The sequence below is a fragment of the Stenotrophomonas sp. YJH_SMC_123 genome (genome assembly GCF_059368215.1).
Map to the genome: position 1 here is coordinate 1 of NZ_JCAFRM010000001.1, position 17719 is coordinate 17719.

Genomic DNA, 17719 nt, shown 5'->3' on the forward strand with positions numbered 1-17719 from the left:
ATCTGGCGCGGGACGCGACGCGCTCTGCGCGTCGCCCCACACGTTGCTGCGCAACGCGTGGGCCCCTCCCTTTGCCGGCCTCTCCCCGCCCCTGTCGGGGCAGCCCCTCAACAGAGGGGCTTGGTCCTCCAGATGCATCACGGGAGATCCGCGCGGTGCGATGCGCGGCGGGAATCACGCCGTAGTGACCCTGTACTGATCTGGCGCGGGACGCGACGCGCTCTGCGCGTCGCCCCACACGTTGCTGTGGAACGTGTGGGCCCCTCCCTTTGCCGGCCTCTCCCCGCCCCTGTCGGGGCAGCCCCTCAACAGAGGGGCTTGGTCCTCCAGATGCATCACTGAGATCCGCGCGGTGCGTGGATGCTGTTCCTGCTGGCAGGCTCATCCACGCATGGCGTGGATCTACCGGGGATATCCGTGCGGACGCTGCGGGTTACCATGTACGCATCACCTGCTGGAGCTTTTCCCCATGACCGCTGAAATCCTCGTTCCCGTTTCTTTCGGCGAGCTGCTGGACAAGATTTCGATCCTGCAGATCAAGTCCGAGCGCATCAGCGACGAGGGCAAGCTGGCCAACGTGCGCAGGGAGCTGTCGGCGCTGGAGCAGACCTGGATGGCACACCCGGCGGCCGTGAAGGACATCGCCAGGCTGCGTGCCGAGCTGAAGGTGGTCAACGAGCAGCTGTGGGAAATCGAGGACGACATCCGGCTGAAGGAGAAGGCGCAGGCGTTCGACCAGGGCTTCATCGACCTGGCGCGCAGCGTGTACCTGCGCAATGACGAACGCGCGCGCATCAAGAAGGCGATCAACCTGGCGCTGGGCTCGGCGTACGTGGAGGAGAAGTCCTATCAGGATTACGCGCAGCGCGTGTAATCCCGGGCGGCCTGCCGCTCACCCCAGGTGGTCGGCGACGTAGCGTTCGAAGGCAGCGATACCGTCTTCCACGGTGATCAGTTCCATCACATCGTCGAACTCGATCTTGGTGCCCCACTTCAGATCGGTGGCCTGCTTGGCGAGGTACTTGCGTGCCGCATCGTCGTAGCGGTCCACGCAATAGCGACGATCCGAGTACGGGCCGCTGCGGTTCGGATTGCTGGCCGCATGCAGGCCCAGCACCTTGGCGCCCATCGCGTTGGCGATGTGCATCGGGCCGGAATCGGGCGTCATCACCAGGTTGGCGCGGGCCAGCAGGGCGGGCAGCTGCTTCAGCGTGTCCTTGCCTACCAGGTCCAGCGCCGGCGTGTGCAGCTGTGCCTGGATGGCGTCGGCCATGCTGCGCTCAAGTTCGCTGCGGCCGCCGCACAGCACCACCTGCCAGCCGCGCGTAACCGCGTGGTTGGCCACGGCGGCGTAGCGGTCGGCGTACCAGTTGCGGCGCACGTGGCTGGAGCACGGCGAGATCATCAGCACCGGGCGACCATCGTCGTGCCACTGCGCGGCGGCCCACTCATATGCCGACTGCGGCACGGCCAGGTCCCAGCTGACCTCGGTCTGGCGCAGGCCCAGCGGTTCGCAGAAGCTGCCGATGGCATCGAGCACATGGATGCCGGGACGGTCAGGAATGCGTTCGTTGATGAAAAGCCCATGCAGGTCCTTCGAGCGGCTGCGGTCGTAGCCGATGCGGCGCTCGGCCGGAATGAAGGCCGACAGCAGGTTGGCGCGGAACGCGACCTGCATCTGCAGCAGCGCTTCGAAGCGCCCCGGCGGCAGCTGCCTGCGCAGTTCCTTGACCCCGGCCATGCCGCTCTTCTTGTCGTAGGGATGGAAGGTGACGCCGGGCAGGCCGTCGAGCAGCTTGTGGCCGACCTTGTCGATGATCCAGTGGATCGGCGTGTCCGGGCGCGCGGCCTGCAGGGTACGCACCAGGGGCACCACGTGGGTGACATCGCCAAGTGCGGACAGGCGCAGGAGGCACAAGGAGGAGGACGCTGATGCCATGTGTTGTTAGACTCAATGAAATGGTCGCATTCGACGCCAATGAAGCGCTGACGCCATGCCGCGAGGGTCGCGGCATCGGGGCCATTCTGTTCGACCGCGAGCGGCTGCGGCAAGCCGAGATCGGCCTGTTCTCGCCCCAGCACTGGGGCAGCAGGGCCCGGCCGGTGGGCGAGGGCGGCCGCGGCAGCGCCTGGTTCGTCGATGCGCCGTTCGGTGCCAGCGTGCTGCGCCACTACCTGCGCGGCGGCATGGCGGCCCGTATCAGCCATGACCAGTACCTCTGGCGCGGCTCGGACCGGACCCGCAGCTTCGCCGAATTCCGCCTGATGCGCGCCCTGCGCGAGAAAAAGCTGCCGGTGCCACGGCCGATCGCCGCGTTCTACATGCGCGAGGGCCTGCGCTACCGGGCGGCGATCCTGATGGAGCGGATCGAGGGCGTGCGCTCGCTGGCCGACCGCGCACTGGTGGCCGGCCGGGGGGCTCCCTGGGAGGAGACCGGGCGCCTGATTGCCCGTTTCCATCGTGCCGGCCTGGACCATGCCGATCTCAACGCGCACAACATCCTGTTCGATGGCAGCGGCCATGGCTGGCTGATCGATTTCGACCGCGGCGTGATCCGCATCCCGGCGACCGCCTGGCGCGAGCGCAACCTCAAGCGCCTGCTGCGCTCGCTGATCAAGCTGCGCGGCGAGCGCAGCGTGGAAGACGTGCAGAAGGACTACGCGCGGCTGCGCCGTGCCTATGACATGGCCTGGAACCGGGGCACCTGATGGACTGGGCGTTGCGTTTCCTCGGCGTCGGCAATGCGTCGGCGGTCGAGCTGGGGTCGCCGATGTCGGTGATCGAGCGCGATGGGCGCCCATGGCTGACCATCGATTGTGGTGGCGAAGGCCTGACCGCGTTCAAGGCGCACTACGGGCAGATGCCGCAGGCGCTGTTCGTCACCCATGTGCACCTGGACCACGTGGCCGGCTTCGAGCGCCTGTTCGTGGATACCTTCTTCAATGCGCACCGGCGCGGCAAGGTGCGCCTGTACGTGCCCGCCACGGTGGTGCCGCTGCTGCACAAGCGCATCGGGGATTACCCGAACGTGCTGGCCGAGGGCGGTGCGAATTTCTGGGATGCCTTCCAGCTGATCGTGGTGGGCGAGGCGTTCTGGCACGAGGGCGTGCGCCTGGAAGTGTTTCCGGTGCGCCACCACTGGCCGGAGACGGCCTATGGCCTGCGCCTGCAGGGCGCGCTGACCTGGAGCGGCGATACCCGGCCGATTCCGGAGATGCTGGCACGCTTTGCCAGTGACAACGAACTGATCGCTCACGATTGCGGCCTGCACGGCAATCCCTCGCATACCGGCGTGGACGATCTGGAGCGTGAGTACAGCGCCGAACTGCAGGCGCGGATGATGCTGTACCACTACGCCAGCGCGGCCGATGGTCTGGCGCTGGCTGCGCGTGGGCACCGCGTGGCGCAGCCGGGGCAGTGCGTGCCGCTGGCGAGCCCGACCGCCCCGCACGTGCTGGCCCAGGACCCGCCGTGAGCGGTACCGGCCAGCCCGCAGGTGCGGCGTTGGCTGCCGGGCTGGAGGCGCTGGAGCGTGCACTGCATGCGCCGCAGGTGCGTGCCGACCGCGAGCAACTGGCCGCATTGCTGGATGAGGAATTCAGCGAGATCGGCAGCTCCGGCCAGTGCTACGACCGTGCGGCCGCGCTGGTGGAGATTCCGCTGGAGCGTGCCCAGGTGCAGATCGAATCGGAGCAGTACGCCGTCTGGCTGCTGTCGCAGGACCTGGCCCAGGTGCGCTACCGCAGCCGCCATCACCTTGATGGGCCGCTGCAGCACTGGGTGCTGCGCAGTTCGCTGTGGCGCCGGCACGGGGACAGATGGCGCATGGTGTTCCACCAGGGCACGCCCGAGGCAGGGTAGCGCGGCGCCATGCCGGGCCAAGAATGCGAAGCCGGGGTCAGATCCCTTTGCCATGCAAAGGGAACTGACCCCAGTGCGGAAAAGGCGGTGGCCCCGCCGGCTGACCTCGGCGCCCGCGTCGATCGATACCGTTGCTGCCTTCCGGCCCTGGCGGGGTTTTCGACCTAGCGTCGCGAGGGGCCGACGGGGCCACCATAGAGACGTTGGCCGCCCGGTGGGCGGCCAGTTCACGGATCAGGGGAAACAGCGCGCGGCGCGCCGGAGACCACAGCCGGACTGCACATCGGGCTGGCCGATGGCAGACGCCCATTCTAGCGCAGGCAGGCCCATCGACGCCAGCTTCATGCACTGAATCGGCTGTAACCCGCTCCCGGCGGCGGCGGCCTGGGGCTGCCGCCGTTGCTAGAATGCCGGCCAGGAGGAACGACCTCCCCCACATCGGGAATCAAAGACCAGGACGGCCTGGCCCTACCAAGAGGAGGGCCGTCATGGCCTGGATCTATCTGTTGTTTGCCGGCCTGCTGGAAATCGTCTGGGCCGTGTCCATGAAGCAGTCCGAAGGCTTCACCCGGCTCACCCCCACCGTGGTCACCATCATCGGCATGATCGCCAGCTTCTGGTTGCTGGCGGTGGCCATGCGCAGCCTGCCGCTGGGAACCGCCTATACGATCTGGACCGGCATCGGCGCGGTCGGGGCGTTCGTGGTTGGCATTGTGTTCCTGGGCGAGCAAGTCAGCCCGATGCGGATCGGTGCGGCGGTGTTGATCGTTTCCGGCCTGGTGCTGATGAAACTCTCCAGCAGCTGAATTTATTTACTCATGGCGGGGAATGGATTCTCCGCCACATGCAGCAATATGCATTTTCGGCAAAACCATTTTGTCCGCCCCTGTTATTTGACGCACGTCATAAAAATAGGGCGCGTGATTCACATGCCGCTGGCACCGTCGGTCGCACAGTGCCGCCATTCGTCGGGCGAAATCGGGGAGTTTTCGCCTTGACGGACGCGCTGGCGCACCTGTCCCCGGGTGCGATCGCGTGAAGATGTGAAGATTTTCAGGAGTTAATGCCTTCAGGCCTTGTTCCCGTTCGGGGAGCCGGGGTGGGCCGCATTGTCTCCAAAAAACCTGCCAGCTGTGCCATCCGGTCTTTTCATGGAGATTTACCGATGAACCGCATTTACCGTCTGGTTTTCAATCGTGCCCTTGGGGTAATGCAGGTTGCTTCGGAGGTCGCCCAGAACCCCGGCGGAAGCGCGGTCAGCGCAGGGCGGGTGCCGCGATTGCGGGCGCACCAGCTGGCGGCGGCTTTGGCCGCCACACTGGCCAGCGGATCGGCATTCGCAGCGTGCACCGGCACCACAACCGTAAACTGCGACAGCACCACCAACATCAACAACTACTCCAACGCGACCAACGGCCTCACGCTGAACATCGCCGCGGGTGCATTGCTGCGTACGCCGCCGGTCGTAGGTGGCGGCAACGCAGCAACGCTGACCGGCGACAACGTGACGGTCAACAACAATGGCACGATCGATCCGAGCTCGATCATCCTCGCCTCGCCCGGCCTGGTCATCGGCAATGGTTCTGCCAACAACAGCGCGATCGTCGTCAACAACAACGCCAGCGGACAGATCAAGGGTGTCGTCAACATCGCGACGCTGCTGGGCTTCGGTGGACAGGCGCTGGTGGCACAGAATGTCAACGGCACCACCACCATCAACAACGCCGGCCTGATCAGCACGTCGCTGATCGGTGCAGGCAGCGTTTCCGACGCGACCACGGTAGTGACCTATGGTGGTGCAGCCGCCAATGTGACCAACACAGGCACCATCGACGGACGCGTCGGCCTGGGTGCTTCTGGCGGTAACACGTTCCTCAATGCGGGGGCGGTCAGTGGCAGCGTTCACCTGGGTGATTCAACCGGCGGCAACACCTTCACCGCAGTGTCGGGTTCCAGCGTTGTGAGCGGCGGCGGCAGCGCTCTTGCCGGCGTGATTACCGGTGTCACCGGGGTAAAGGTTGCGGCTGCGGGATCGGTCGACGCCGGTACCGGCAGTGGTGCGGCCAACAACACGCTGGTGTTGCAGAACGTCGTCAGCGGTCCGGGGTCCGGCACCGGCGGAGCGGTGACCACGCTGGGCTGGAACCAGTACCTCAACTTCCAGAAGCTCACCGTCAACAGCGGCACCTGGAACCTGCAGGGTGCGTGGGCGGGTGCGGGTACGACCACGCTCAATGATGGCCTGGTCAATTTCAACAATGCCGGTTCCTTCGGCACAGGGCTGTTCACCGCCAACGGCGGTGCCATCGCCTCCGCCACGGCCGGTCTGAACCTGGCCAACGCTTTCAGCCTTGGTGGAAATCTGTCCCTGGCAGGGACCAATGCGTTCAGCCTGGGGGGCTTTCTGTCCGGTACTGGCGGGCTGACGGTCAACAACACCGGCATCGTTACTCTCGGCGGCGCAAACCTGTTCTCCGGCGGCGTCAACCTCAATGCCGGCGGCCTGGTACTGGGCAATGCCGGTGCACTGGGCAGCGGCAACCTGACCGTGGGTGGCAGCGCTTCACTGGATACGACGGCGGGCTTCACCCTGGGCAACAATCTGGTGATCAATGGCGGGGGCTCGCTGAACCTGCTCGGCAGCAATGCGTTGTCATTGAACGGTTCGATCTCCGGTGCCGGCAACCTGACCAAGAGCGGCGCCGGCACCCTCACCTTGAACGGCGCCAATGCGCTGACCGGCAGTTTCAACCTGGCCGGAGGCGCGTTGGCGCTGGGCGCGGGCGGCAGCCTGTCACCCACCGGTGCGATCACGGTCGGCGTCGGTACCACCCTGGACCTGTCGGCGGCCGCCAACCAGACCATCGGTTCGCTGGCGGGCCTCGGCGGTTCGGTCAACCTGGGCAGCCACACGCTCACCCTCGCGGGGCTGGGCGATACCAGCTACAGCGGCACGTTCGCCGCAGGCACGGGTGGCCTGGTCAAGCTGGGCACCGGCGTGCAGACCTTGTCGGGCGTGAACAACCTCAGTGGCGGTGTGGCACTCAACGGCGGCGGCCTGCTGCTGGGCAATGCTGCTGCGCTGGGCAGCGGTGCGCTCAGTGTCGGCGGCAACGTGACGCTCGATGGAACCACGGGGGCGCTTGCACTGGCCAACGCGGTCAACCTCGGTTCGGGTGCCAGCCTCAATCTGCTCGGCAACCAGGCGTTGACGTTCAACGGCGTGATCGGTGGCGCCGGTGGCCTGGTCAAGAGCGGTGCGTCGTCGCTGACGCTCAATGGCGCCAACACCTTCGGCGGCGGCGTGGCGTTCAATGCCGGCAGCCTGGTGCTGGGCAACGGTGGAGCACTGGGAACCGGTGCGCTGAATGTTGGTGGCGTGGTGTCGCTCGACACCAGCGCGGCGCTTGCGGTCGGCAATGGCATCACGCTGGGCGCGGGTGGCTCGCTCAATGTGCTGGGCTCGAACGCATTGACGCTGGGCGGCGCCATCGGTGGCACCGGCAGCCTGGTCAAGAACGGTGCCGCCACGCTTACGCTGGGTGGCGCGAATACCTTCACCGGCGGCCTGGCGATCAATGCCGGCAAGGTTGCAGTGGGCAGCGGCGGAAGCCTGGCCGCCGGCGGTGCGGTCAGCCTGGCCGGCGTTGGCGCGGACCTGGACATCTCGCTCGGCGGCAACCAGACCATCGGCGCGCTGTCCGGTATTGCCGGCAGCACGGTGACGCTGGGCAGCAGCACGCTCACCTTCGGTGATGCCACCAACCAGACGTTCGCCGGCGTGATCGGCGGCACCGGTGGCCTGATCAAGCAGGGCACCGGCGTGCAGACGCTGAGCGGCGCCAACACCTTCAGTGGCGGCGTGAATCTGACGGCGGGTGGCCTGCTGCTGGGCGACAGCAGTGCGATCGGCAGCGGGGCGTTGACGGTCAGTGGCAACGGTTCGCTGGATGCCACGACAGCGCTGAACCTGGGCAATGCGATCAACCTCGGCGCGGCCCTGACCCTGCCGGGCAGCCAGAACCTGGCCCTGGCCGGCAACATCACGGGCACAGGCAGCCTGGTCAAGAACGGCGCGGCGACACTGACCTTGAACGGTACCAACACCTTCAGTGGTGGACTGAGCGCGAACGCTGGCGCCCTGCTGCTGGGCAACAGCGGCGCACTCGGCACCGGGACGCTGGGCATCGGTGGCAACGTCTCGCTCGACGGCAGTGCGCCGCTGAACCTGGGCAACAACGTGGCACTGGGTGCAGGCGCCGCGTTGTCGCTGCCGGGTTCGCAGTCGATCACGCTAGGTGGGGTGGTGTCCGGTGCGGGCAGGCTGGTGAAGAACGGTGCCACCACCTTGACCCTCAATGGCGCCAACAGCTTCGGTGGCGGGCTGACCGTCAACGGCGGCGGCCTGCTGCTGGGCAATGCCGGCGCGCTGGGCACCGGTGCATTGTCGGTGGGGGCCAATACCACGCTGGACAGTTCGGTGGCGCTGGACCTGGCCAACAGCGTCAACCTCGGCGCCGGTGCGGTGCTGGATCTGCTGGGCAGCCAGAACGTGTCGCTGGGGGGCGTCATCAGCGGCACCGGCGGGCTGGTCAAGAACGGTGCGGCGACACTGGCGTTGAATGGCGCCAATACGTTCAGCGGGGGCGTCGGGCTCAACGCGGGCGTACTGCAGCTTGGCAACGCACAGGCGCTGGGTACCGGCCAGCTGGACGTGGGCGGCAACGCTTCGCTGGATGCCACTGCGGCGCTTTCGGTGGGCAACACCCTCGGCCTCGCCGCCGGCGCCAACCTCACCGTGCTGGGCAGCAATGACCTGACGCTGACCGGTCCGGTGTTCGGCGCCGGCGGGCTGATCAAGGATGGCGCGGCGCGCCTCACGCTGTCTGGCGCCAACACGTTCGGGGGTGGCACCACCGTCAACGCCGGCACGCTGGCGCTGGGGGCCGGTGGCAGCCTTGCCGCGGCCGGTGCGGTGGATCTTGCCGGTGCCGGTGCGACGCTGGACATCTCCGCAGCCGGTGCCGCGCAGACCATTGGCGCACTCAACGGCGTCGCAGGCAGCCAGCTGGCGCTGGGCGCGCAGTCGCTGACCTTTGGCGGCGCCGGCAACGGCAGCTTTGCCGGCGTGATCGGTGGCACTGGCGGCCTGGTCAAGACGGGTACCGGCGTGCAGACGCTGTCCGGTGCCAACACCTTCAGTGGCGGTGTTGCACTCAACGCGGGTGGCCTGATCCTCGGCAATGCCAGCGCGCTCGGCACCGGTGCGCTGGGCATCGGTGGCACTACCACGCTGGACAGCACGGTGGCGTTGAACCTGGCCAATGCAGTGAACTTCGGTGCGGGCACGCAGCTGACGCTGGGCGGCAGCAACGATGTCACGCTCGGTGGCGTGGTGGCCGGCAATGGCAGCCTGGTCAAGAACGGTACGGGCCTGCTGACCCTCAACAACACCAACACCTTCGGTGGCGGCCTGACCCTGAACGGTGGTGGCCTGGTCGTCGGTGCGGATGGTGCGCTTGGTACCGGCGCGCTGGCGGTGAATACCAGCACCACGCTGGATGCGGGCGCGGCAGTGACGCTCGGCAATGCGGTCACGCTGGGCTCGGGCGTTGCACTGACGGTGCCGGGCAGCAATGCGCTGACGCTGTCGGGCGTGGTCGGCGGCAATGGCAGCCTGATCAAGAACGGCGCTACCACGCTGACGCTGTCCGGTGCCAACACCTACACCGGCGGTACCACCATCAATGCCGGCACGCTGGCGCTGGGCACGGGCGGCAGCCTGGCCGCGGCGGGTGACGTCACGTTGGGCGCGGGCGCCGGCTTCGATATCTCCGGTGCCGGCAGCAGCCAGACCATCGGCGCACTCAATGGTCTGGGCGGCAGCACGCTGGCGCTGGGCGGAAACTCATTGACGTTCGGTACAGCCGGCAACGCCGCGTTCGACGGCGTGATCAGTGGCGGCGGGGGGCTGATCAAGGTGGGCGCGGGCGTACAGACGCTGTCCGGTGCCAACACCTTTGGCGGCGGCGTGACCCTCAATGCAGGCGGGCTGGTACTCGGCAATGACGCGGCGCTGGGCACCGGTGCATTGACGGTCGGCGGTGCTGCCACGCTGGATACCACCGGCCTGGCAACGCTGGCCAACAACATCGCGCTCAACGCCGGGCTGACCGTGCTCGGGACCAACGCACTGACGCTCAACGGCGTCCTTTCCGGTGCCGGCAGCCTGACCAAGAACGGCAGCGCGACGCTGACCTTGAATGGCATCAACACCTATACCGGTGGCACCAACATCAACGCCGGCACGCTGGCGCTGGGGGCCGGTGCCAGCCTGGCGGCGAGCGGTACCGTGAACCTCGCCACAGGTGCCACGCTGGATCTGTCTGCCGGCAGCGGCACGCAGGTGTTCGGAACCCTGGTCGGCAACGGTACGGTGAACCTCGGCGCCAACTCGATCGAAGTCGGCGGCGCCACCAATGGCACCTTCAGTGGCTCGATCGCAGGCACGGGTGGCCTGACCAAGGTCGGTACGGGCATCGAGACGCTGACCGGTGCCAACACCTACACCGGCGGCACCTTCATCACTGCCGGTACGCTGGCGATTGGTCCGGGCGGCAGCCTTGCAGCCACCGGCGCGGTGACGCTGAGCGCTGCAGGCACCGGCTTCGATATCTCCACCGCAGGGGCCAACCAGACCATCGGCTCGTTGAACGGCGTGGCGGGCTCGACGGTGAGCCTGGGTGCACAGACGCTGACACTCGGTGGTGTGGGCAACAGCCTCTTCGATGGCGCGATTTCCGGCACCGGTGGCCTGGTCAAGAATGGCGCCGGCGTCCTCACACTGGGAGGCGCCAATCTGTTCAGTGGTGGCGTCGCACTCAACGGCGGTGGCCTGGTGGTCGGCAACAACGCTGCGCTCGGCAGCGGTGCGCTGGCAGTGGGCGGCAACGCGACGCTGGACGCATCGACAGGCGTCAACCTGGCCAACAACATCGGGCTCGCAGCGGGCGCGAACCTCGACCTGCTTGGCAGCCAGGCGCTGACACTGGGCGGTGTGATTTCCGGTACCGGCGGCCTGGTCAAGGACGGTGCGGCCACCGTGACCCTGAGCGGTGCCAACACCTACACCGGTGGTACCACCATCAACAACGGCACGCTGGCGATCGGCGCGGGTGGCAGCCTCGCCGCGACCGGCGCGGTGAACCTGGCCGGTGCCGGCACGTTCGACATTTCGGCGGGCAACCAGGCCATCGGCTCGCTGGCCGGCGTCGCCGGCAGTACGGTGGCGCTGGGTGGCAGCACGCTGACCCTGGGCGGCAACGTGGACAGCACCTTCAGCGGTGCGATCAGTGGCAACGGCGGTCTGGTCAAGAACGGCGCAGGCGTGCAGACGCTCAACGGCGGCAGCACCTTCAGCGGCGGCGTAACGCTCAACGCCGGCGGCCTGGTGGTCGGCAACAATGCTGCGCTGGGCACCGGTGCGGTGACGGTCGCAGGCGCTGCGACGCTCGATTCGAACACAGCGGTCACCCTCGCCAACAACTTCACCCTCAACAACGCGTTGACCGTCCTCGGCAGCAACAACCTCACCCTCAACGGCAACCTGAGCGGCACCGGCAGCCTGACCAAGGAGGGAGCCGCAACGCTGACCCTGAACGGCACCAATACCTACACCGGTGGCACCAACATCAACGCCGGTACATTGGCACTGGGTGCTGGCGCGAGCCTGCACGCCAGTGGCATCGTCAACCTGGCCTCGGGTGCGATCTTCGATCTGTCGGCGGGCAGCGGCACGCAGCAGTTCGGCACACTGGTCGGCAACGGTACGGTGAACCTGGGGGCCAACACGCTGACGATCGGTGATGCCAGCAATGGCACGTTCAGTGGTTCGTTGGCCGGCTCGGGTGGCCTGATCAAGGAAGGCTCGGGGACCCAGACGCTGACCGGCACCAACACCTTCACCGGGGGTACCACCATCAACGCCGGCACGCTGGCGATCGGCGCCGGTGGCAGCCTGGCGGCGACCGGTGTGGTGAACCTGGCCAATGCCGGTACCACCTTCGACATCAGCGCGGGTGGTGCGCAGGCGATCGGTTCGCTGGCAGGCGTGGCGGGTTCGACCGTTGTGCTGGGCGGCAGCACGCTGACCCTCAATGGCGTGGGCAATACCACGTTCGCCGGCACCATCGGAGGGGCCGGTGGCCTGGTAAAGAACGGCGCAGGCATCCAGGGCTTGACTGGCGTCAACGTCTTCACGGGCGGCGTGACCCTCAATGCCGGTGGCCTGCTGCTGGGCAACGACGGTTCGCTGGGCACCGGCGCGCTGACCGTGGGCGGCAACGCCAGCCTGGACGGCACCAGCGCGCTGACCCTGGCCAACACCGTGCAGCTGGCCAATGGCACGCTGACCCTGGCGGGCAGCAACGCGCTGACCTTGAATGGCCCGATCAGCGGCGCTGGCGGCCTGCTGAAAGATGGCGCGGCAACCGTCACCCTGGGCGGCGCCAGCACCTACACCGGTACCACCACCATCAACAGCGGCACGCTGGCGGTGGCGGCCGGTGGCAGCCTGTCCGGTGCCAGCACGGTGAACCTGTCCGGTGCCGGCACGTTGGACATCAGTGCCGGTGGCAGCCAGAGCATCGGTGGCCTGGCCGGCGTGACCGGATCCAGCGTGGTGCTGGGCGGTGCGACCCTGACCACCGGCGGCAACAACGGCAGCACCACCTTCGGCGGTGTGCTCAGTGGCACTGGTGGCCTGGTGCAGAGCGGCACCGGCACGCTGACCTTGAGCGGCGACAACGTCTATACCGGCGGCACCACCATCAATGGTGGCAGCACGCTGCAGATCGGCAACGGCGGCAGCACCGGCTCGGTGCTGGGCGACATCACCAACAATGGCAGCCTGGTCTACAACCTGGGCACGACGGCAACCGTGGGCGCGGTGGTCAGTGGCAGCGGCGGCCTGACCCAGGCCGGTAGTGGCACGCTGGTGCTGACCGGCAACAACACCTACACCGGCGGTACCACCATCAATGCCGGCGGCACGCTGCAGGTGGGCAATGGCGGTGCGACCGGCGCGATCGTCGGTGACATCACCAACAACGGTGCGCTGGTGTCCAACGTGGCCGGCAACACCTTGCTGGGCGGCACCATCAGCGGCACCGGTAGCCTGACCCAGGCCGGTGCCGGTACGCTGACCCTGACCGGCAACAACACCTATACCGGCGGTACCACCATCAATGCCGGTGGCACGCTGCAGGTGGGAAATGGCGGTGCCACCGGTGCGATCACCGGCAATGTCGCCAACAACGGCAGCCTGGTCTTCGACGTCGCGGGCAACACCACCGTCGGCGGCGCGATCAGTGGCAGTGGTGGCCTGACCCAGGCCGGCAGCGGGGTGCTGACCCTGGTCGGCAACAACACCTACAGTGGCGGTACCACCATCAATGCCGGCGGCACGCTGCAGGTGGGCAATGGCGGTACAACCGGCGCCATCGCCGGCGACATCACCAACAATGGTGCGTTGATTTCCAACGTGGCCGGCAACACCGCGCTGGGCGGCACCATCAGTGGCAGTGGCGGCCTGACCCAGGCCGGCAGCGGTACGCTGCTGCTGACCGGCACCAACACCTACACCGGCGGTACCACCATCAATGCCGGTGGCACGCTGCAGCTGGGCAATGGCGGTGCGACCGGTTCGATCGTCGGTGATGTCACCAACAATGGCACGCTGCTGTCCAACGTGGCCGGCAACACCACGCTGGGCGGCACCATCAGCGGCAGTGGCGGCCTGACCCAGGCCGGCAGCGGCACGCTGACCCTGACCGGCAACAACACCTATACCGGCCCGACCACCATCAACGCCGGTGGCACGCTGCAGGATGGCAATGGCGGTGCGACCGGTGCGATCGGCGGCAGTGTCGTCAACAACGGCAGCCTGGTGTTCAACGTGGGTGGCAACAGCACCGTCGGCGGCGCCATCAGCGGCAGCGGCGGCCTGACCCAGGCCGGCACCGGCACCGTGGTCCTGGCCGGCAACAACACCTATACCGGCGGCACCACCATCAACACCGGCGGCACGCTGCAGGTCGGCAACGGTGGCGCGAGCGGTGCGATCACCGGCAACGTCAGCAACAACGGCAGCCTGGTGTTCAACGTGGGCGGCAACACCACCGTCGGCGGCACCATCAGCGGCAGCGGCGGCCTGACCCAGGCCGGCACCGGCACCGTGATCCTGACCGGCAACAACACCTATACCGGTGGCACCACCATCAACGCCGGTGGCACGGTGCAGGTCGGCAACGGTGGGGCCAGCGGCGCGATCACCGGCAACATCACCAACAACGGTGGCCTGGTGATCAACACCGGTGGCACCACCACGCTGGGCGGCAGCATCAGCGGCGGCGGCAGCATCGTGCAGGCCGGCCCCGGTGGCCTGAACCTCGGCGGCAACAGTGGTGGCTTCAACGGTACCGGCCAGGTCACCGGCGGCGGCCTGAATGTCACCGGCACCATCGGCGGCCAGTGGACCATCGGCAGCGGTACCACGCTGTCCGGCACCGGCACCATTGGTGGCACCGGCGGTGGCGTGACGGTGTCCAGTGGTGGCGTGCTGTCGCCGGGTAATGGCCCGGGCAACGGCAGCGGCACAGGCAATGGCACCGGCACGATCACCGTGGGTGGCAACCTGACCCTGTCGCCGGGCAGCACGCTGGGCATCGATCTGGGTGCCAGCGGCAGCGATACGGTACAGGTGGGCGGCAGCGCCAACGTGGGTGGCAGCACCGTAAAGGTGAACACCATCTCGCCGAGCACCAGCTACCAGCAGGGCCAGCAGTACACGGTGATCAACGCGGGCGGTGGGGTGAGCGGGCAGTTCGCCTCGGCGAACTCGCCGTCGGCCTTCCTGACCATCACCCCGGTCTACACCGCCAACACCGCCAACCTGCAGATCGACGTGGCGCAGACGGCGGCGTTCACCACCGTGGCCAACACGCGCAACCAGTACAACACCGCTGCGGCGCTGGACAGCCTGCCGCAGAGTGGCGCGGCGCTGGGCCTGTACAACACGGTGCTGCTGTATGACGCCAGCACTGCGCGCAGCGCATTCGACCAGCTCTCCGGCGAAGTGCACGCGGCCAGCCGCGCGGTGCTGCTGTACGACAACTACCTGGAAGAGGGCATCCGCCAGCGCCTGGGCAGTGAGCTGCCGACCGTGCGTGGTGAGCGTGCCTCGGCCTGGCTGGCCGGTAGCGGCAAGGTGTTCAAGCAGGATGGCGATGGCAATGGCGATGAGATCCGTTCCAATCGCAATGCGGTGATGGCGGGTGTGGACTGGCAGCTGGGTGAACACGTGGTGCTGGGTGCGGCGGCCGGCAACGAACGGCTGGATACGCGCCTGTACGATCGCAGTTCGCGCGCCCGCCTGCGCGGCAACACGTTCGGCCTGTATGCACAGGGACAGTGGAACAACGGCTTTGCGGTCGGTGGCAGCGTGTCGCGCGGTGACTACCGCACGCGCACCACGCGTGAAGTGCCTCTGCTGGGCCAGACCCTGTACAGCCGCCAGGATTCGGACGTGACCATCGCCCAGGTCGAAGGCAGCTGGACCTGGACCCATGGCAGGACCCAACTGCAGCCGTACGTGCAGTTCACCCGGCACTGGGTCGACAGTGATCGTGCGCTGGAGCAGGGTGGCAGTGCCGCACTGGTGCTGGAAGGCGGCAAGGACACGCTCAACGTCAGCACGGTGGGCGTGCGGGGCCGCTGGGACGTGGGTAGCGGCGCGCGCTTCCCGGCGCAGCTGACCGTCGGCCTGGGCTGGCAGCATGCATCGGGTGACACCGATGTGGCCAGCCGCAACCGCTTCGCGGTCGGTGGCGATGCCTTCGATGTCTACAGCGCGGTGATGGCACGCAATGCGCTGGTCAGCCAGCTCGGCGTGGCGGTCGGCCTGGGTCGCAACAGCCAGCTGTCGATGTTCGTGCAGGGCCAGCACGGTGATGGCCGCCGCGATGTCGGCGGGCAGATCAACCTGCGGGTAGGCTTCTAAGCGGGGCGGGCCAGCGGTAGATCCACGCGCTGCGTGGATCTACCGGCGCGGAGGGAGTGAGACCTCCCGCGCCACGGTGTCGGCACTGCAACCACCTCGCTCAGTTCGCCGCATCCTGCGTGCGTCGCCGCAATCCGGCGGGCGGGTCGAACAGGCTCGACGGCACCTCATCGAATGTGACCTCGGTAACCCGCAGGCCGCGTTCGGTACGCTGGTTGCCGGTGCGTCCGCGGTAACCCAACAGCAGGCCCGTGCGGGTATCGATCCACAACGTGCCGGAGGTGGTGCCATCAGGGCCCTGCGCATTGTCATAGCGCCAGCCGGCAGCGAGGCGACCCAGGATGAACTCGCCGGGTGCGGGAGAGCAGCGCCCTCCGATCGTGTGGCATGGGGCGGCAGGATCGTACCAGTAGGGACCACTGGCGTCGGCGACCGGCAGCGTGTAGTTGCCGCGCTCGCTCACCAGCCATGCCCGGCCGCGCTGGCCCTGGGTGGTCAGCCATGCATCGGGCGCATTGTCGCCGCGGAAATCAATACGGATGGCAGGCCCGCGCAAACGGATCTCGACCTCGACCTCACCACCAGGCGAGCTTGGACCGAGTGGGCCCAGGCCATAAGCGCGTGCCAGCAATCGCGCCTGTGGAGGTTCGTTGTCAGCAGCGTCCGTGGATTGCGCGGCGACGGCCCAGGTTGCTGCCATCAACAGGCTGGCCAGCAGCACCTGCATGTCAGCGCGCCAGGTTGTTGCTGTCATGCACGGGGCTCTGCATGCGGACGATCGCGTAGGACTCGATCGGCATGCGGCGATGGCCGGTGATCGGGTCCTCGATCAGCATCGAGGCCGGGCGGAAGCTGTCGCCTTCGCTGACCAGGTCTGAAAGACCGGCAATCACCCGGTCGGCAAAGGGAACGATCAGGGGCATCGGATAGGTGACCTTGATCTTGAGGATGTTGGCGTCCTGCACGCTGACGCGGCTGCTGCCGACACGTGCATCGCGGAAGGCAAGATTGTCGTTCGGCAGCGCATAGCGCCCATCGAACTGGCGCTCGCGGAACTCGTTGTACGCCGCGCGGCTGGGTGAAATGACCTCGATCTTCGGTGACAGCAACGGGTTCTTCCACAGCAGGGCGACCTTGGCGCGGGCGGCGACGGCACCGGCGGCATCCGGCGAGGTCGCGTACAGGGGAGCCATCGCCATTTCCAGTGCGCTGCGCATCTCGGAATGATTGACGCCACTGACCGCGCCGGCACGCGCGGCCTGCAGCGTGGCGAAATCCAGCAGCGACTTGGCGCGATAGATCAGGACGAACTGGAAGATGACCAGGATGAGGAAGACGAAGGCCGGAACCACGATGCAGAATTCAATCAGCGATTGGCCCCGCTGCTGGCGGATGGATGTGCGGATGTGCTTCATTGCAACGCCCTCGTGGATGGCGGTGCCGCAGGCGGAGAAGGGCACCATTGGAACGTCTCGCCCAGCACCGGGGCAATATGCCTGAGGCTGTCCACCGGCATTTCCAGCGTCGAGTAGGCGCCGCGGCACCAGGCGCCGCGCCATGGGCGCACGGCCTCGCGCCAGCCAACGGCGCGCTGATCGCGGTCCAGGAACAACAGGTCGAGTGGATACCCCATGGCCAGGGTGTGCACGCTCGAGCAGGGGGTTATCAGCAGGCCTTGCCCAGGCTGGAGTGGCGCGCGCAACAGCAGGCCGCGCAGCCGCTGGTGCCAGCGATCGGCATGCCAGACGCAGCTGAGCAACTGCTGGTGGTTGCGGATCAGGGCGCCGGTTCTCATGTGC

10 protein-coding genes and 1 other RNA gene are annotated in these 17719 nt (G+C 67.4%); 6 read left to right on the forward strand and 5 right to left on the reverse strand.

Annotated features, from left to right (window positions below):
* The first annotated feature begins 469 nt into the window (after positions 1-469).
* The gene (locus AC5P5W_RS00005; RefSeq protein WP_014646159.1) at positions 470-874 is read left to right on the forward strand and encodes a DUF6165 family protein; all 405 of its coding nucleotides are present in this window, start codon (positions 470-472) and stop codon (positions 872-874) included.
* 18 nt (positions 875-892) lie between these two features.
* On the opposite strand, the gene AC5P5W_RS00010 is transcribed toward AC5P5W_RS00005, so the two are convergent.
* Positions 893-1939, reverse strand: a complete 1047-nt coding sequence (locus AC5P5W_RS00010; RefSeq protein WP_111205556.1) for a glycosyltransferase family 9 protein — start codon at positions 1937-1939, stop codon at positions 893-895.
* A 20-nt stretch (positions 1940-1959) separates the two neighbouring features.
* Here AC5P5W_RS00010 and AC5P5W_RS00015 point away from each other — a divergent pair, with 20 nt between their 5' ends.
* From AC5P5W_RS00015 to AC5P5W_RS00025, 3 genes are read left to right on the forward strand one after another with little or no spacing between them, the layout of a single operon-like run.
* The gene (locus AC5P5W_RS00015) at positions 1960-2709 is read left to right on the forward strand and encodes a 3-deoxy-D-manno-octulosonic acid kinase (RefSeq protein WP_032958195.1); all 750 of its coding nucleotides are present in this window, start codon (positions 1960-1962) and stop codon (positions 2707-2709) included.
* Positions 2709-3476, forward strand: coding sequence for an MBL fold metallo-hydrolase (locus tag AC5P5W_RS00020; RefSeq protein WP_046429135.1), 768 nt, complete (start codon positions 2709-2711; stop codon positions 3474-3476). The genes AC5P5W_RS00015 and AC5P5W_RS00020 overlap by 1 nt, the downstream gene beginning before the upstream one ends.
* On the forward strand, positions 3473-3862 hold the full coding sequence (locus AC5P5W_RS00025; protein WP_197574226.1) for a DUF4440 domain-containing protein: 390 nt from the start codon (positions 3473-3475) through the stop codon (positions 3860-3862). Before AC5P5W_RS00020 ends, AC5P5W_RS00025 begins: the two co-directional genes overlap by 4 nt.
* A gap of 90 nt (positions 3863-3952) precedes the next feature.
* Here AC5P5W_RS00025 and ffs read toward each other — a convergent pair.
* Positions 3953-4049, reverse strand: an RNA gene (ffs, locus tag AC5P5W_RS00030) — signal recognition particle sRNA small type.
* Between the two features lie 301 nt (positions 4050-4350).
* Here ffs and AC5P5W_RS00035 point away from each other — a divergent pair.
* Both AC5P5W_RS00035 and AC5P5W_RS00040 read left to right on the forward strand, forming a co-directional pair.
* Entirely contained in the window at positions 4351-4668 is a 318-nt protein-coding gene (locus AC5P5W_RS00035; protein ID WP_005415486.1) for a DMT family transporter, read from the forward strand.
* Between the two features lie 359 nt (positions 4669-5027).
* Positions 5028-15920, forward strand: a complete 10893-nt coding sequence (locus tag AC5P5W_RS00040) for an autotransporter-associated beta strand repeat-containing protein (RefSeq protein WP_495220743.1) — start codon at positions 5028-5030, stop codon at positions 15918-15920.
* 100 nt (positions 15921-16020) lie between these two features.
* On the opposite strand, the gene AC5P5W_RS00045 is transcribed toward AC5P5W_RS00040, so the two are convergent.
* The 3 genes from AC5P5W_RS00045 to AC5P5W_RS00055 are packed head-to-tail and all read right to left on the reverse strand — an operon-like array spanning position 16021 to position 17715.
* Positions 16021-16647: a hypothetical protein gene (locus AC5P5W_RS00045; RefSeq protein WP_032958203.1), complete on the reverse strand. Its 627-nt coding sequence runs from the start codon at positions 16645-16647 to the stop codon at positions 16021-16023.
* A gap of 1 nt (position 16648) precedes the next feature.
* The gene (locus tag AC5P5W_RS00050; protein ID WP_032958205.1) at positions 16649-17335 is read right to left on the reverse strand and encodes a TadE/TadG family type IV pilus assembly protein; all 687 of its coding nucleotides are present in this window, start codon (positions 17333-17335) and stop codon (positions 16649-16651) included.
* Positions 17332-17715 (reverse strand): DUF192 domain-containing protein, encoded by a 384-nt coding sequence (locus AC5P5W_RS00055; protein ID WP_041863110.1) that lies wholly within the window; start codon positions 17713-17715, stop codon positions 17332-17334. The genes AC5P5W_RS00050 and AC5P5W_RS00055 overlap by 4 nt, the downstream gene beginning before the upstream one ends.
* Between the last annotated feature and the right edge of the window lie 4 nt (positions 17716-17719).